Below are 15,252 nucleotides of genomic sequence, written 5' to 3'. Positions count from 1 at the left end.
GGGGGAAGGGGATCGTTCGCGACCGGACGTTCGTCGTGGCTTGTCGCGCCCACGCGGCGGAGCCGCAAATCGATACAGCCCCGCGCCCCTGAAAACTAAAAGCCGCGCCCCCTGGCTACAAGCTGACGTAGCTCTCGGACCTGTGCACGCAGTGCTGCCAGGTCCGGGGGCTCCTCCCCGTCCAGTTCGGCCTCCAGGGTCGCCAGCCTGCTGCCCACCTCCCCGTAGTCCGACTGTTCCTGTGCCAGCAGGCGTTCCAGCTGCTGGTTCTTTCTGTGCAGGTCGAGGAAGACAGTGACCTTTGCGCGCAGGACCCAGGGGTCGAAGGGCTTGGTCAGATAGTCCGCGGCTCCTGTGGCGTAGCCGCGGAACGCATAGCCGGAGTCGTCCTCCGCGCCGGTCAGGAAGATGATCGGGACGTCCTTGGTCTGGTCTAGCCGCTTGATGTTGGCAGCCGTCTCGAATCCGTCCATGCCGGGCATGCGGACGTCGAGCAGGACGAGGGCGAAGTGCCGGCGCAGCAGTGCCTTCATCGCCTCCTCGCCCGAACGTGCGCGTACCAGCGGCTCGTTGAGGGACCCCAGGACGGCCTCCAGCGCTATCAGGTTGTCCTCCATGTCGTCCACGAGGAGGATGCTGGCGCGCTCGTTGGTCGTTGCCTCAGCGCTCATGGTGAGTGTGCCTCATTCGGTATTCGGCCCTGCCGCCGCTTCCTCGGTCGTGCCCGGCTGCGGGGCAGTGGTGTCGGTGGTCTCGTCCGGGCCCTCCGGATCCAGCAGTGCGCAGACGACCGTCAGCAGCTGGTCGACGTCCACCGGCTTGGGTACGTAGTCGTTCGCGCCCCGGCCGATGGACTTCTCGCGGTCTCCGGGCATCGCCTTGGCGGTCAGGGCGACGATCGGCAGTCCGGACCAGCGGGGGGTGCGGCGGATGGCGGCGATGGTCTCGTAGCCGTCCATCTCCGGCATCATGATGTCCATCAGGACGAGTTCGACGTCCGGGTTGCGCTCAAGCGTCTCGATGCCCTCGCGGCCGTTCTCCGCGTACAGGACCGGCATGCCGACGCGGCCGAGGACATGGGTGAGGGCGAAGACGTTGCGGATGTCGTCGTCGACGATCAGCACCCGCCGCCCGGGCAGCACCTGGCCCGCCCGGCCCACCTTCCACGCCTCCAGTTTGGTGGGGGCCGGCCAGGAGTCGTCCACGTCGTGCGTGGCGGTGTACGGCTCGGCAGACAGCTGCTCCGGCAGCGGCAGCGCATGCTCCTCGGGGGCCGGTCCGGTCGCCGGGTGCCCGGGGCTGACGACGGGGACGTACAGCGTGAAGGTGGACCCCTTGCCGGGCTCGCTGGTGGCGACGATACGGCCGCCGAGCAGGCCTGCGATCTCCCGGCTGATGGACAGGCCGAGGCCCGTGCCGCCGTACTTGCGGTTGGTGGTGCCGTCGGCCTGCTGGAAGGCCTCGAAGATCACCGGGAGTTTCTCGGGCGCGATGCCGATGCCGGTGTCGGTGACGGCGAAGGCGATCACGTGGTCGCTGTCGCGGACGTGGAGGCGCTCGGGGTCCTTGATGCGGTTCACCCGCAGCTCCACGCGGCCCGACGCGGTGAACTTGATCGCGTTGGAGAGCAGGTTGCGCAGGATCTGCTGGAGCCGCTGCTCGTCCGAGTACATCTCGCGCGGCACGTCCTCGCCGACCGCCACCTCGAAGGCGAGGCCGCGGTCGATGGTGAGCGGGCGGAAGGTGGCGTGGACGTAGTCGAGGAGCTTGATGAGCGGGAGCTTCTTCGGGCGTACGTCCATACGGCCGGCCTCGATCTTCGACAGGTCCAGGATGTCGTTGATCAGCTGGAGGAGGTCCGAGCCGGAGCGGTGGATCGTGGTCGCGAACTGCACTTCCTGGTCGGTGAGATGGCCGTCCGGGTTGTCGGAGAGGAGCCTCGCCAGGATCAGCAGGGAGTTCAGCGGGGTGCGCAGCTCGTGCGACATGTTCGCCAGGAACTCCGACTTGTACTGGGAGCTGGTGGCCAGTAGGGCTGCCTTCTCCTCCAGTTCGGCGTTCGACCGTTGCAACTCGGCCTGCTGCTTCTGGAGTTCGTCCGAGCGTTCCTGGAGCTGCATGGCCAGGCGCTGGGACTCGCCGAGCAGGGACTCCGTACGGGAGTTGGCGATGATCGTGTTGATCGCGACGGCGATGGTGTTCACGAACTGGTCGAAGAACGCGAGGTGGACGTCGGAGAAGCGGGAGAAGGAGGCCAGCTCGATCACGCCGAGGAGCTTGTCCTCGAAGAGGATCGGGATGATGACGACGCTCGTGGGGGCCGCCTCGCCGAGCCCGCTGTTGATCTTGATGTAGTCCGGCGGGGCCTCCTCGACGAGGATCCGTTTCTTCTCGCGGGCCGCCTGCCGGACCAGGCCGTGCACCGGGAGGCCGCCGGTCTCGATGGTCGTGCCCTGGGCCGAGCCGTACCCGGCGATGAACGCGAGTCCCTTCGTGGGCACGTCGGTGCGCAGCGAGGCGCTCTCCTCGTCCGGGTCGGCCAGGAAGAACGCGCCGTACTGGGCGTTCACCAGTGGGGTCAGCTCGCGCAGCAGCAGGTCGGCGACCTCCATCAGGTCGCGGTGGCCCTGCATCAGCGCGGCGAGGCGGGCCAGGTTGGACTCCAGCCAGTCCTTCGCGCGGGTGGTCTCGCGGAGGTTGGCCACCATCAGGTTGATGTTGTCCTTCAGCTCGGCGACCTCGCCCTGGGTCTCCACCGTGATGGAGCGGGACATGTCGCCCTGAGCCACCGCGGAGGCGACCTCGGCGATCGCGCGGACCTGGGTGGTGAGGTTCGACGCCAGCTCGTTCACGTTCGTCGTCAGGCGCTTCCAGGTGCCGTACACGCCCTCGACCCTTGCCTGGCCGCCGAGTTGACCCTCGGAACCGACCTCGCGGGCCACGCGGGTGACCTCGGAGGAGAAGGAGGAGAGCGTGTCGACCATCGTGTTGATGGCGGTCTTCAGTTCCAGGATCTCGCCGCGTGCGTCGACGTCGATCTTCTTGGAGAGGTCTCCGTTGGCGACGGCGGTCGTCACCTGGGCGATGTTCCGCACCTGTGAAGTCAGGTTGTCCGCCATGTAGTTGACGTTGTCGGTGAGGTCCCGCCAGACACCGGACACACCCAGCACCTGGGCGCGGCCGCCGAGCCGGCCGTCGGTGCCGACCTCGCGGGCCACCCTCGTCACCTCGTCGGCGAAGGCGCGCAGCTGCTCCACCATCGTGTTGACGGTGTCCTTCAGCTCCAGGATCTCGCCGCGCGCATCCACGGTGATCTTCTTGGAGAGGTCTCCGTTGGCGACGGCGGTCGTCACCTGGGCGATGTTCCGCACCTGCGAAGTCAGGTTCAGTGCCATGAAGTTGACGTTGTCGGTGAGGTCCTTCCAGACGCCACTCACGCCCCGCACCTGCGCCTGGCCGCCGAGGTTTCCCTCGGTGCCGACCTCGCGGGCCACGCGGGTGACCTCGTCGGCGAAGGCGGACAGCTGGTCGACCATCGTGTTGATCGTGGACTTCAGCTCCAGGATCTCGCCCTTCGCCTCGACCGTGATCTTCTTGCCGAGGTCGCCCTGGGCGACTGCGGTCGAGACGAGGGCGATGTTGCGGACCTGCGAAGTGAGGTTGTCCGCCATGAAGTTGACGTTGTCCGTGAGGTCCTTCCAGACGCCGGAGACACCCCGCACCTGGGCGCGGCCGCCGAGGTTTCCCTCGGTGCCGACCTCGCGGGCAACCCTCGTCACTTCATCCGCGAAGGCGGAGAGCTGGTCCACCATGGTGTTGATGGTCGACTTCAGTTCCAGGATCTCGCCCTGCGCGTCGACCGTGATCTTCTGACTCAGGTCGCCGTTGGCGACGGCGGTCGTCACCTGGGCGATGTTGCGGACCTGCGAAGTCAGGTTCGAGGCCATGAAGTTGACGTTGTCGGTCAGGTCCTTCCAGACCCCGCTGACGCCCCGCACCTGGGCGCGCCCGCCCAGCTGGCCCTCGGTGCCGACCTCGCGGGCCACGCGGGTCACCTCGTCGGCGAAGGCGGACAGCTGGTCGACCATCGTGTTCACGGTCAGCTTCAGTTCGAGCAGCTCACCGGTCGCCTCGACCGTGACCGTACGGGTCAGGTCACCGCGGGCCACCGCCGTCGTCACCAGGGCGATGTCACGCACCTGGGCGGTCAGCCGGGACGCCATCGTGTTGACCGCCTCGGTCACGTCCCGCCAACTGCCGGACAGGCCCGTCACCTTGGCCCGCCCGCCGAGCCGCCCCTCGGTGCCCACCTCGCGCGCGACCCGGGTCACCTCGCCGGTGAACAGCGACAACTGGTCGACCATCTTGTTCACGGCCCGGCCCAGCCGACGCAGATCACCGCGCAGCTGCCGGTTGCCGTCGTGCAGGTCGACCCGCTGGGTCAGATCGCCGCCGGCCACCGCGTCGAGCACCCGCGTCGCGTTCGCCGCCGGGGCCACCAGGGCGTCGAGGAGCTGGTTCACATCGTTGACCCGGGAGGTCCAGGCGCCCTGCCCGGGGCTCGCCGTGACCCGTTCGTCGAGCCGCCCGTGCCGTACCAACTCCCGCTTCACGCGCTGCACTTCCCCGTTGAAATGCGTGCTGCGGTCCATGATCTGGTTGAAGACGGCCGTCAGCTCGGCCACCATCCCGTGGCCGGTCTCCGGAATTTTCGTGAAGTCGCCGTCCCGGGCCGCGGTCATCGCGGCGAGCAGCGGACGCAGCTCCGATGCTCGGAGTTGTTCCGGTTTTTGACCGTCTTCGAGCACACGCGTAGCACTGTTCTCACTCATGGCGGCCCACTTCAGTAACTCGGCGCTTATGGGCGGGGTCAGTCTGTCACTCTGTCGGCATCGACTGAGGCGAATTCGTCCGAACCGTTCGGGGAGCTGTCCATGGGGGCCATTCCGACGCAACGGGAGACCGCTTCCTGCGCTTGCGATGCGCCTGCACACCTGCACGCAACCGCGCACGGGAGGGTGGACCCGCGTGCGCAGACGTACGCGACCCTGCCCGGCAGCCCCCTCGCGCCGGGTTACGCCCGCGCCCTCGTACGCACCGCGCTCGCCGACTGGGCCGAGGCCGGGCTCCCCGGCGCCGAACACCTCACCGACCGGCTCGCCGACGACGCCGTACTCGTCGTCAGCGAACTCGTCACCAACGCCGTCGTGCACGCGGGCACCGAGGTCGAGGTGGAGTGCCGTATGGAGGAGGCGCCCGGCGGGCTCGTCGTGGAGGTCTCCGACCACCACCCCTCCCGAGCGCCCCGCGACTCGGACGCCGAAGGGCCCTACGAGACGGCCGAAGTGCCGTACGGGACACCGGAGTACGGCCGCGGACTGCGCCTGGTCGCCACGCTCGCCGAGTCCTGGGGCGTCACCTTCCGCAGGGGCACCAAGACGGTGTGGGCGCGACTGCCCGCCGAGCGGGGCCCGGCCGCGTCCGAACCGGAGGCGCACGCAGGCCGGCAGGCGCTGGAACGCGGGCTGCGGGCCGCCGAGATACTGGCGCCCGACCCGCAGCGAGCCGAGCGCGACCGGGACTGGCTGCACCGAGGTGCCCTGTCCTTCCTCGCCGAGGCCTCCGATCTGCTGGCCGGGCAGCTCGACGAGAACCTGGTCGCCGCGCTCGCCGGACAGCTGATCGTGCCGCGGCTCGCCGACTGGTGCGCGGTGTGGCTGGAGGACGAGGCCATGGGCCGCGTGGGCTGGACCGACGGTACCGGCGGCGCCGGGCCCCGCCTGGCCCGCGTCTGGCACTGCAGCGAGAACCGCATCGAGGAACTGCGCCGGGCCCTGGAGAAGGACCCGCCGCATCCGCCCGAGGCGATGAGCATCCCGCCGGCCATGGGGGTCCCGCCGCTCGAGCGGAACCGTGAGTGGGGCAGCAGCCGGGAGTGGGGGAAGTCCGGGCCGGTCGTGTACCCCTGGCCCGGTGAGGCGCTCGACGTGCGCGACGAGCACGGCGCGGCGCTCGCCTACCGTCTCATCGCGGGCGGCCGGCCGCTCGGGACGCTCGTCATCGGCCGCGCCGGGCTGCTGCGCTTCCCCGACGAGGTCACCGGGCTCGTCGAGGACCTCAGCCGCCGGGTGGCGCTCGCCATCGGCGCGGCCCGCCAGTACGCCCGCCAGGCCACCATCAGCCAGGTCCTGCAGCGCGGCCTGCTGCCCGCCGCCGTCGCCGAGATCCCCGGCGTACGCAGCGCCCTCGTCTACGAGCCGTGCGACAAGGGCGGCCCCAGCGGCGACTTCTACGACCTCTTCCCGGCCGGCGACGGCCGCTGGTGCTTCGCCGTCGGCGACGTCCAGGGCAAGGGCCCCGAGGCCGCCGTCGTCATCGGACTGGCCCGCCCCTGGCTGCGGCTGCTCGCGCGCGAGGGCTACCGCGTCACCGACGTCCTCGACCGCCTCAACCGCCTCCTCCTGGACGACGCGACGGAGGCCGCGGACGCCGCCGCCCGGGCTCTGGTCCGTCCTCCGGCCCCCGGCGACGGCCCCCAGACCCGCTTCCTCTCCCTCCTCTACGGCGAGCTGACCCCCTTCGACGGCGGCATCCGCTGCACCCTCGCCTCCGCAGGGCATCCCCTGCCGCTGCTCCTCTGCCCCGACGGAAGCGTCCGTACGGCCGCCCGCCCGCAGACCCTCCTCGGCGTCGTCGAGGACGAGACGTACACCAGCGAAACCTTCGAGCTCCGCGCCGGCGACAGCCTCCTGTGCGTGACGGACGGGGTGACGGAGCGCCGCTCCGGCTCCGACATGTTCGACGACGCCGACGGCCTCGCGACCGCGCTCGCCGGGTGCGCGGGCCTGAGCGCCGAGCTGATCGCGGAACGCATCCGCAGGCTGGTGCACGAGTTCGGCGGGCGCCCGCCGGAGGACGACCTGGCGCTGCTGGTGCTGCAGGCGGAGTGAGACCCGTAAAGGTAGTCGTACGGGTGCTGGACAATGGAAGGCATGCCTTCCGCACTCCCCGACGGCGAGCCGGTCCCCGCCGACGGCGCCCTCCCCGCCTCCGCACTCGCCGGTTCCGCCGACCGCCCCCTCGGCTTCTACCTGCACGTCCCGTACTGCGCGACCCGCTGCGGCTACTGCGACTTCAACACGTACACGGCCACCGAGCTGCGCGGCACGGGCGGCGTCCTCGCCTCCCGCGACAACTACGCAGACACCCTGATCGACGAGATCCGCCTGGCGCGGAAGGTGCTGGGCGACGACCCGCGCCCGGTCCGCACGGTCTTCGTGGGCGGCGGTACGCCGACCCTGCTGGCAGCGGATGATCTCGTACGGATGCTGGGGGCGATCCGCGACGAGTTCGGCCTCGCGGCGGACGCAGAGGTGACGACGGAGGCGAACCCGGAGTCGGTGGACCCGGCGTACCTGGCGACGCTCCGGGAGGGCGGCTTCAACCGCGTCTCCTTCGGCATGCAGAGCGCGAAGCAGCACGTGCTGCGCGTGCTGGACCGTACGCACACGCCGGGGCGCCCGGAAGCATGCGTGGCGGAGGCCCGCGCGGCCGGCTTCGAGCACGTGAACCTGGACCTGATCTACGGCACACCGGGCGAGTCGGACGACGACTGGCGGGCCTCGCTGGAAGCGGCGCTCGGCGCCGGGCCGGACCATGTGTCGGCGTACGCCCTGATCGTCGAGGAGGGCACGCAGCTGGCGCGTCGCATCCGCCGGGGCGAGGTCCCGATGACGGACGACGACGTCCACGCGGACCGCTACCTGATCGCGGACGAGGTGATGTCGGCGGCGGGCTTCGACTGGTACGAGGTCTCGAACTGGGCGACCTCGGAGGCGGGTCGCTGCCTGCACAACGAGCTGTACTGGCGCGGCGCCGACTGGTGGGGTGCGGGCCCCGGGGCGCACTCGCATGTGGGCGGGGTGCGCTGGTGGAACGTGAAGCATCCCGGCGCGTATGCGGCGGCACTGGCGGAGGGGCGGTCGCCGGGAGCGGGCCGTGAGCTCCTGTCGGAGGAGGACCGCCGGGTGGAGCGGATCCTGCTGGAGCTGCGGCTTCGGGAGGGGGTGCCGCTGGAACTGCTGCGGGAGGAGGGGCTGGCGGCTTCTCGGCGGGCGCTGGGGGAGGGGCTGCTGGAGCGCGGTCCGTATGAGGAGGGGCGGGCTGTGCTGACGTTGCGGGGGCGGCTGCTGGCGGATGCGGTGGTCAGGGACCTGGTGGATTGATCACTCGGGCGGGTGAATCGGTGCGGAAGGTCAGTTCGGTACCTAACCTGGTTCGTAGGCTGCCGCCGTTGCTTACGGTGGCGGAAACCGGAGGGCTGCGGAGATGACCGCTGTGGACGACCGACCGATGACCACCGATGTCGTGGAGTTCTTCGAGAACCTTGAGGTTCCCGAGGGATACAAGGCCGAGCTCCTCCGGGGGGAAATCGTGATGATGGCGGCGCCGGACCTGGTGCACAGCGACATCGTCGAAGCGGTTCTCGATCAATTCCCGCGGCAGGATTGGCGGAGGCTTCAGACGGTGGCCGTCGCCATCCTGCAGGAGACCAGTGAGCCTCTGTCGGACCTGGTGCTGGTGGAGAGGGGCGTCGGACCGCGTGAGGGGCAGCTGATGCCGTCCAAGGTCATCAGCATGGTCGTCGAGGTCGTGTCCAAGACCAGTATCGAGCGCGATTACGAGATCAAACGGTCGATCTACGCAGCCGGCGGCGTGCCCGTCTATCTGATCATCGACCCGATCGTGGGGCACTGTGTGTTGCTCACGGAGCCGACCGGCACGGGCGAGGAAGCCGACTATCAGTTGCAGCGGGTGACCAAGTTCGGCGTGCCAGTGCCGCTGTCATCGCTCGGCATCGAGCTCGACACCACCGAGTTCGGCACTTACCGAGGCGTCAAGGCCCACAGCCGCCCGTGACGAAGTCGATCAGCTCCTCCACCCGCCCCAACAACTCCGGCTCCAGGTCCTTGTAGGACCCCACCCGCTTCAGGATCGCCTGCCACACCGCCCCGGTGTTCTCCGACGGCCACCCCAGTGCCCGGCACACCCCCGTCTTCCAGTCCTGCCCGTGCGGCACCCGCGGCCACCCCGCGATCCCCAGGGACGACGGCTTCACCGCCTCCCAGATGTCGATGTAGGGGTGGCCCACCACCAGCGCGTGCTCGCTCGTCACCGCCTCCGCGATCCGCCACTCCTTCGTACCGGGCACCAGGTGGTCCACCAGCACCCCCAGCCGCGCATCCGGCCCCGGCGCGAACTCCGCCACGATCGACGGCAGGTCGTCCACGCCTTCCAGGTACTCCACGACCACGCCCTCGATCCGCAGGTCGTCGCCCCAGACCTTCTCGACCAACTCGGCGTCGTGCCGTCCCTCGACGTAGATCCGCCCGGCGCGAGCCACACGCGCGCGTGCGCCGGGGACGGCGACGGAACCGGATGCCGTACGGGTGGGCCGTACAGGAGCCGCGCCGGACGGTCGTACGAGCGTCACCACCCGCCCCTCCAGCAGAAACCCCCGCGGCTCCAGCGGGAACACCCGGTGCTTGCCGAAGCGGTCCTCCAGGGTCACCGTGCCGGCCTCGCAGCGGATCACCGCGCCGCAGAAACCGGTGCCGGGCTCCTCGACCACCAGACCGGGCTCCGCCGGGACCTCGGGGACAGGCTTGGGCTTCTTCCACGGTGGGGTCAGATCGGCGGAGTACTGGCGCATTCGAGTGACGATAGGAGAAGCGGCCGGTCAGCGGCTACGACACGCCGAAACGTGCCGCCAGCTCCTCGCGCTGTCTCCGCACGAACCCCGCATCCACCACCGCTCCGTGACCGGGCACGTACAGCGCGTCCTCGCCGCCCAGGTCGAGGAGCCGGTCCAGGGCGGCCGGCCAGTGCGACGGTACGGCGTCGGAACCGGCCTGCGGTTCGCCGGACTCCTCCACCAGGTCGCCGCAGAAAACGACCTCCGGGGAGCCCGGCACCAGCACCGCAAGATCGTGGGCCGAGTGGCCCGGACCGACGTTCGCCAGCAGCACCTGCCGGCCGCCGCCCAGGTCGAGGGTCCACTCACCGGAGACGTGATGCCGGGGCGCGACCAGGGCGTCGACCGCCTCCTCGGCCAGGCGCGCGTCCAGCCCGTTGCCCACCGCATCCGCCCGCAGCTCCTCGCGCGCGTGCCGGGCTTCGAAGACCGTGTCCATGCCCACCGCGCCGTAAACCTCCGCGCCCCCGAACGCCGCCGCCCCGAAGACATGGTCGAAATGGGGATGCGTGAGCGCGAGATGAGTCACACGGTGACCGGCGAGCTCCTGCGCCTCGGCACGCAACCGTGCGCCCTCCGCGAGGCTGGATCCCGCGTCGATCAAGAGCGCCGTGCCCTCCCCGACGACCAGCCCCGTCGTGCAGTCCCAGCCCGGAAGCCGGCACCGGCCGACCCCGGCCGTCAGCCGCTCCCACCCCAGCTCTTCCCAAGTCACCGTCATACGGCGACGCTAGCGGTACGCCCCGTTCAACAGGGGCCGACCTTGCCCCGGGTGTACCCCACCGCCGTACACTGGCCGGTAACGGCTGGCACTCGGACGGACAGAGTGCCAGGCGAAGCGCCTAGGGGACGACTTCTGGAGGTGTGCGCTGGATGCTGAGTGAACGACGGCTTCAGGTGCTGCGCGCCATCGTCCAGGACTATGTCGGCACCGAGGAGCCGGTGGGGTCGAAGGCCCTCACCGAGCGGCACAACCTCGGCGTCTCCCCGGCGACGGTCCGCAACGACATGGCGGCCCTGGAGGACGAGGGTTTCATCGCTCAGCCGCACACCAGCGCCGGGCGCATCCCCACCGACAAGGGCTACCGGCTGTTCGTCGACAAGCTCGCCGGCGTCAAGCCCATGTCCGCGCCCGAGAAGCGGGCGATCCAGAACTTCCTCGACGGCGCCGTCGACCTCGACGATGTGGTGGCGCGGACGGTTCGGCTGCTCGCCCAGCTCACCCGGCAGGTCGCCGTCGTCCAGTACCCGTCCCTGACCCGCTCGACCGTGCGGCACGTGGAGCTGCTCTCGCTCGCCCCCGCGCGCGTGATGCTCGTGCTGATCACCGACACCGGCCGGGTCGAGCAGCGCATGGTCGACTGCCCGGCGCCGTTCGGGGAGGCCTCGCTCGCGGATCTGCGGGCGCGGCTCAACAGCCGGGTCGCGGGCCGTCGCTTCACCGACGTCCCCCGGCTCGTGGAAGACCTGCCCGAAGGCTTCGACGTCGAAGACCGGGGTACGGTCTCGACAGTGCTCTCCACACTTCTGGAGACACTGGTCGAGGAGAACGAGGAACGGCTGATGATCGGCGGCACCGCCAATCTGACCCGTTTCGGACATGACTTCCCCCTCACCATCCGCCCCGTCCTGGAGGCGCTGGAGGAGCAGGTCGTGCTCCTCAAGTTGCTTGGCGAGGCGGGGGATTCGGGCATGACGGTGCGCATCGGGCACGAGAACGCCTATGAGGGACTCAACTCCACTTCAGTGGTGTCGGTCGGCTACGGTTCGGGCAACGAGGCGGTCGCCAAGCTCGGCGTGGTCGGACCGACCCGCATGGATTACCCGGGAACGATGGGAGCGGTACGCGCAGTGGCACGGTACGTCGGACAGATCCTGGCGGAGTCGTAAGTGGCCACGGACTACTACGCCGTTCTCGGCGTGCGCCGCGACGCGTCGCAGGAAGAGATCAAGAAGGCCTTCCGGCGGCTCGCGCGCGAGCTGCACCCGGACGTCAACCCGGATCCGAAGACCCAGGAGCGGTTCAAGGAGATCAACGCCGCTTACGAGGTGCTCTCGGACCCGCAGAAGAAGCAGGTCTACGACCTCGGCGGCGACCCGCTCTCGCAGGCGGGCGGCGCCGGTGCGGGCGGCTTCGGCGCGGGTGGCTTCGGGAACTTCTCGGACATCATGGACGCGTTCTTCGGTACGGCGTCCCAGCGCGGCCCGCGCTCGCGCACGCGCCGGGGCCAGGACGCGATGATCCGGCTGGAGATCGAGCTCGACGAGGCGGCCTTCGGCACGACGAAGGACATCCAGGTCGACACGGCGATCGTCTGCTCCACCTGCAACGGTGAGGGTGCGGCGCCCGGTACCTCCGCCCAGACGTGTGACATGTGCCGCGGTCGCGGTGAGGTGTCGCAGGTGACACGGTCCTTCCTGGGCCAGGTCATGACCTCGCGTCCCTGCCCGCAGTGCCAGGGCTTCGGCACGGTCGTTCCGACGCCGTGCCCGGAGTGCGCGGGTGACGGTCGCGTACGGTCCCGCCGTACGCTCACGGTCAAGATCCCGGCCGGTGTCGACAACGGCACCCGCATCCAGCTCGCGGGCGAGGGCGAGGTCGGGCCCGGCGGCGGTCCCGCCGGTGACCTGTACGTCGAGATCCACGAGCTGCCGCACTCCACCTTCCAGCGGCGCGGCGACGACCTGCACTGCACGGTCACCATCCCGATGACGGCCGCGTCCCTCGGCACCAAGGTGCCGCTGGAGACGCTGGACGGCATGGAGGAGGTCGACATCCGGCCAGGCACCCAGTCCGGCCAGTCGATCCCGCTGCACGGCCGGGGTGTCACGCATCTGCGCGGCGGCGGTCGCGGCGACCTCATCGTGCACGTGGAGGTCCAGACCCCGACGAAGCTGGATCCCGAGCAGGAGCGGTTGCTGCGGGAGCTTGCCAAGCTGCGGGGTGAGGAGCGGCCGCAGGGGCAGTTCCAGCCGGGGCAGCAAGGTCTTTTCTCGCGGCTGAAGGATGCGTTCAACGGGCGGTGACGGTGTGGCTGCGAGGGGTTTCTCGCCCCCGCCGCCCCTACCCTTCCCGTCCCTGGGGGCTGCGCCCCCAGACCTCCGCTTTCGGCCTGAACGGCCTCGTCCTCAAACGCCGGACGGGCTGAAAAGCAGGCATGTGCCACAGGTAAGGCCGGATTCGGACTTGTTCGGAGGACGTGACAACATGCCGTCATGTCCTCCGCACTGACCGATCTCTTCCCCCATCCGATCGTGCAGGCCCCCATGGCGGGCGGTGTCTCCGTGCCGCATCTGGCCGCCGCCGTGTGCGAGGCCGGCGGGCTGGGGTTCCTTGCCGCCGGGTACAAGACGGCCGACGGCATGTACCAGGAGATCAAGCAGCTGCGGAGCCTCACGGGCCGCCCCTTCGGCGTGAACCTCTTCATGCCCCAGCCCGAGTACGCCGACCCCGGTGCCGTGGAGATCTACGCCCACCAGCTGGCCGGGGAGGCCGCCTGGTACGAGACCGAGCTCGGCGATCCGGACAGCGGCCGCGACGACGCCTACGACTCCAAGCTCGCCGTGCTGCTCGACAACCCCGTGCCGGTGGTCTCCTTCCACTTCGGGGTCCCGAGCCGCGAGGTCCTCGACTCCCTGCGCCGGGCGGGCACCTTCACGCTGGTCACCGCGACCACCCCTGAGGAGGCCCTCGCCGTGCAGCTGGGCGGCGCCGACGCGGTGATCGTGCAGGGCGTGGAGGCCGGTGGCCACCAGGGCACGCACCGGGACAACCCGGAGGCGGACGGCACCGGCATCGGGCTGCTCTCGCTCGTCGCCCAGGTCCGCGAGACCGTGGGCATCCCGATCGTCGCCGCCGGCGGCATCATGCGCGGCGGCCAGATCGCCGCGGCGCTGGCCGCGGGCGCGAGCGCCGCCCAGCTCGGCACGGCGTTCCTCGCCACCCCGGAGTCCGGCGCGAACGCCGTCCACAAGCAGGCGCTGACCAACCCGCTGTTCGTGCGCACGGAGCTGACCCGCGCGTTCTCCGGCCGCCCGGCCCGCGGCCTGGTCAACCGCTTCCTGCGCGAGCACGGCCCGTACGCCCCCGCCGCCTACCCGGAGATCCACCACCTCACCTCGCCCCTGCGCAAGAAGGCCGCCGCCTCCGGCGACGCACAGGGCATGGCGCTGTGGGCGGGGCAGGGGCACCGCATGGCGCGCGAACTGCCGGCCGGGCAACTGGTGGAGGTCCTCGCCGCCGAGATCGACATGGCCAGGACAGCGTTGTCGGGCAAGGCGGACCTGCGATGACCGCGCCCGTGTTCGTCGTCGAGTCGCTGGCAGGCGTGGGGCCCGGCTCGATCGTCGAACTGGACGGCCCCGAAGGTCGGCACGCGGTGTCCGTACGGCGGCTGCAGCCCGGCGAGGACGTGGTGCTGACCGACGGTCTGGGCCGCGGTGCCGCCGGTGCGGTCGTCCGGACGGAGGGCAAGGACCGGCTGTTCGTCGAGCCCGTCGAGTTCCCGGTCGAGCCCGAGCCCAGCCCCCGTATCACCGTCGTCCAGGCCCTCCCCAAGGGGGACCGCGGCGAGCTGGCCGTCGAGACGATGACCGAGACCGGCGTCGACGCGATCGTGCCGTGGTCGGCGGCCCGCTGCATCACCCAGTGGAAGGGCGAGAGGGGGCTGAAGGCCCTCGCCAAGTGGCGGGCCACCGCCCGCGAGGCAGGCAAGCAGTCCCGTCGGCTGCGCTTCCCGGAGGTCGCGGACGCGGCAACCACCAAGCAGGTTGCCGCACTTCTCGCCAAAGCCGACTTCGCCGCCGTACTGCACGAGGACCGCGACTACGGCAGTGAGCCGCTGGCGACCGCCGAACTCCCCTCCGCGGGCGAGATCGTGCTGGTCGTGGGCCCCGAAGGGGGTGTTTCCGAACAGGAGTTGGCGCTCTTCGAGGAGGCGGGTGCCAAGGCGTACCGGCTCGGGCGTAGCGTGCTGCGTACATCGACCGCGGGCACCGCGGCGACCGCCCTGCTCCTGGGCCGCACCGGCCGCTGGTCCTGAACGATCACGGGGGAACACCATGGAACTCGCCCAAGTCCGGCTCCTCGTCAGCGACTTCGCCGTCTGCTACCGGTTCTATGCCGAGGTCCTCGGCCTCAAGCCGCAGTCGGGCGCGACCGCGGGCCCGTACGAGAAGTTCAGCCCGGCCACCGGCTCGGCGGGCATCGCACTCCAGGACCGTTCGATGATGGCCGAGGTGCTGAACGAGCTGGGCGACACGGCAACGGGCCACCGCTCCCTGGTGGTGCTGCGCGTCGACGACCTCGACACCTACTGCGAGGAGATCGCCACCCGGGGCGCCGTCCTCCTGCACGGCCCGTCGCCGATGACGGACCGCATGCGGGTGGCCCATCTCAAGGACCCCGAGGGGAACTTGGTGGAGTTGCAGGAGTGGCTGCTGCTGCGCGGCTGACCCGCAGGGCACGCGGGCGCTTTCGTGACCGTATGCGCTCTACC

General features: G+C 70.3%; 12 protein-coding genes and 1 pseudogene. 9 read left to right on the top strand and 4 right to left on the bottom strand.

Translation table 11 applies throughout. From position 1 onward, the window contains the following. Positions 1–95: 95 nt before the first annotated feature. Both IH68_RS0114315 and IH68_RS0114310 read right to left on the bottom strand, forming a co-directional pair. On the bottom strand, positions 96–671 hold the full coding sequence (locus IH68_RS0114315) for a response regulator (protein WP_030934189.1): 576 nt from the start codon (positions 669–671) through the stop codon (positions 96–98). 12 nt (positions 672–683) lie between these two features. Then, a complete protein-coding gene (locus IH68_RS0114310; protein WP_030934186.1) occupies positions 684–4,832 on the bottom strand; it encodes a HAMP domain-containing protein in 4,149 nt (1,382 codons plus the stop codon). 102 nt (positions 4,833–4,934) lie between these two features. On the opposite strand from IH68_RS0114310, the gene IH68_RS0114305 reads away from it, so the two are divergent. From IH68_RS0114305 to IH68_RS0114295, 3 genes are all read left to right on the top strand, one after another. After that, positions 4,935–6,950 (top strand): ATP-binding SpoIIE family protein phosphatase, encoded by a 2,016-nt coding sequence (locus tag IH68_RS0114305; protein WP_030934184.1) that lies wholly within the window; start codon positions 4,935–4,937, stop codon positions 6,948–6,950. 42 nt (positions 6,951–6,992) lie between these two features. Beyond that, entirely contained in the window at positions 6,993–8,225 is a 1,233-nt protein-coding gene (hemW, locus tag IH68_RS0114300; protein ID WP_030934181.1) for a radical SAM family heme chaperone HemW, read from the top strand. Between the two features lie 103 nt (positions 8,226–8,328). Beyond that, positions 8,329–8,919, top strand: a complete 591-nt coding sequence (locus tag IH68_RS0114295; protein WP_030934178.1) for a Uma2 family endonuclease — start codon at positions 8,329–8,331, stop codon at positions 8,917–8,919. Here IH68_RS0114295 and IH68_RS0114290 read toward each other — a convergent pair. Together IH68_RS0114290 and IH68_RS0114285 are read right to left on the bottom strand one after the other, a co-directional pair. Further along, positions 8,897–9,712, bottom strand: a complete 816-nt coding sequence (locus IH68_RS0114290) for a DUF3097 domain-containing protein (protein WP_030934175.1) — start codon at positions 9,710–9,712, stop codon at positions 8,897–8,899. The genes IH68_RS0114295 and IH68_RS0114290 overlap by 23 nt on opposite strands. A gap of 34 nt (positions 9,713–9,746) precedes the next feature. Continuing rightward, positions 9,747–10,475, bottom strand: a complete 729-nt coding sequence (locus IH68_RS0114285; RefSeq protein WP_030934172.1) for an MBL fold metallo-hydrolase — start codon at positions 10,473–10,475, stop codon at positions 9,747–9,749. Between the two features lie 152 nt (positions 10,476–10,627). On the opposite strand from IH68_RS0114285, the gene hrcA reads away from it, so the two are divergent. The 6 genes and pseudogenes from hrcA (at position 10,628) to IH68_RS0114260 (ending at position 15,208) form a co-directional block, all read left to right on the top strand. Further along, a complete protein-coding gene (gene hrcA / locus IH68_RS0114280; protein WP_030934169.1) occupies positions 10,628–11,644 on the top strand; it encodes a heat-inducible transcriptional repressor HrcA in 1,017 nt (338 codons plus the stop codon). Beyond that, complete coding sequence (dnaJ, locus tag IH68_RS0114275) at positions 11,645–12,781, top strand: molecular chaperone DnaJ (protein ID WP_030934165.1); 1,137 nt, start codon at positions 11,645–11,647, stop codon at positions 12,779–12,781. It abuts the gene before it with no gap. After that, positions 12,765–12,911, top strand: a pseudogene (locus IH68_RS59765) (cobyrinic acid a,c-diamide synthase); the annotation flags it as partial. The gene dnaJ and the pseudogene IH68_RS59765, both read left to right, overlap by 17 nt. Before the next feature lie 59 nt (positions 12,912–12,970). Then, a complete protein-coding gene (locus IH68_RS0114270) occupies positions 12,971–14,047 on the top strand; it encodes a nitronate monooxygenase (protein ID WP_030934162.1) in 1,077 nt (358 codons plus the stop codon). Further along, the gene (locus IH68_RS0114265) at positions 14,044–14,796 is read left to right on the top strand and encodes a 16S rRNA (uracil(1498)-N(3))-methyltransferase (RefSeq protein WP_030934160.1); all 753 of its coding nucleotides are present in this window, start codon (positions 14,044–14,046) and stop codon (positions 14,794–14,796) included. Before IH68_RS0114270 ends, IH68_RS0114265 begins: the two co-directional genes overlap by 4 nt. Positions 14,797–14,815: 19 nt before the next feature. Further along, entirely contained in the window at positions 14,816–15,208 is a 393-nt protein-coding gene (locus tag IH68_RS0114260) for a VOC family protein (RefSeq protein WP_030934156.1), read from the top strand. Positions 15,209–15,252 lie beyond the last annotated feature (44 nt).

Source organism: Streptomyces sp. NRRL S-646, from assembly GCF_000720765.1.
Taxonomy (GTDB): domain Bacteria; phylum Actinomycetota; class Actinomycetes; order Streptomycetales; family Streptomycetaceae; genus Streptomyces.
Note: the sequence above shows the minus strand (reverse complement) of the source record. Positions and strands in the feature narration are given on the sequence as shown.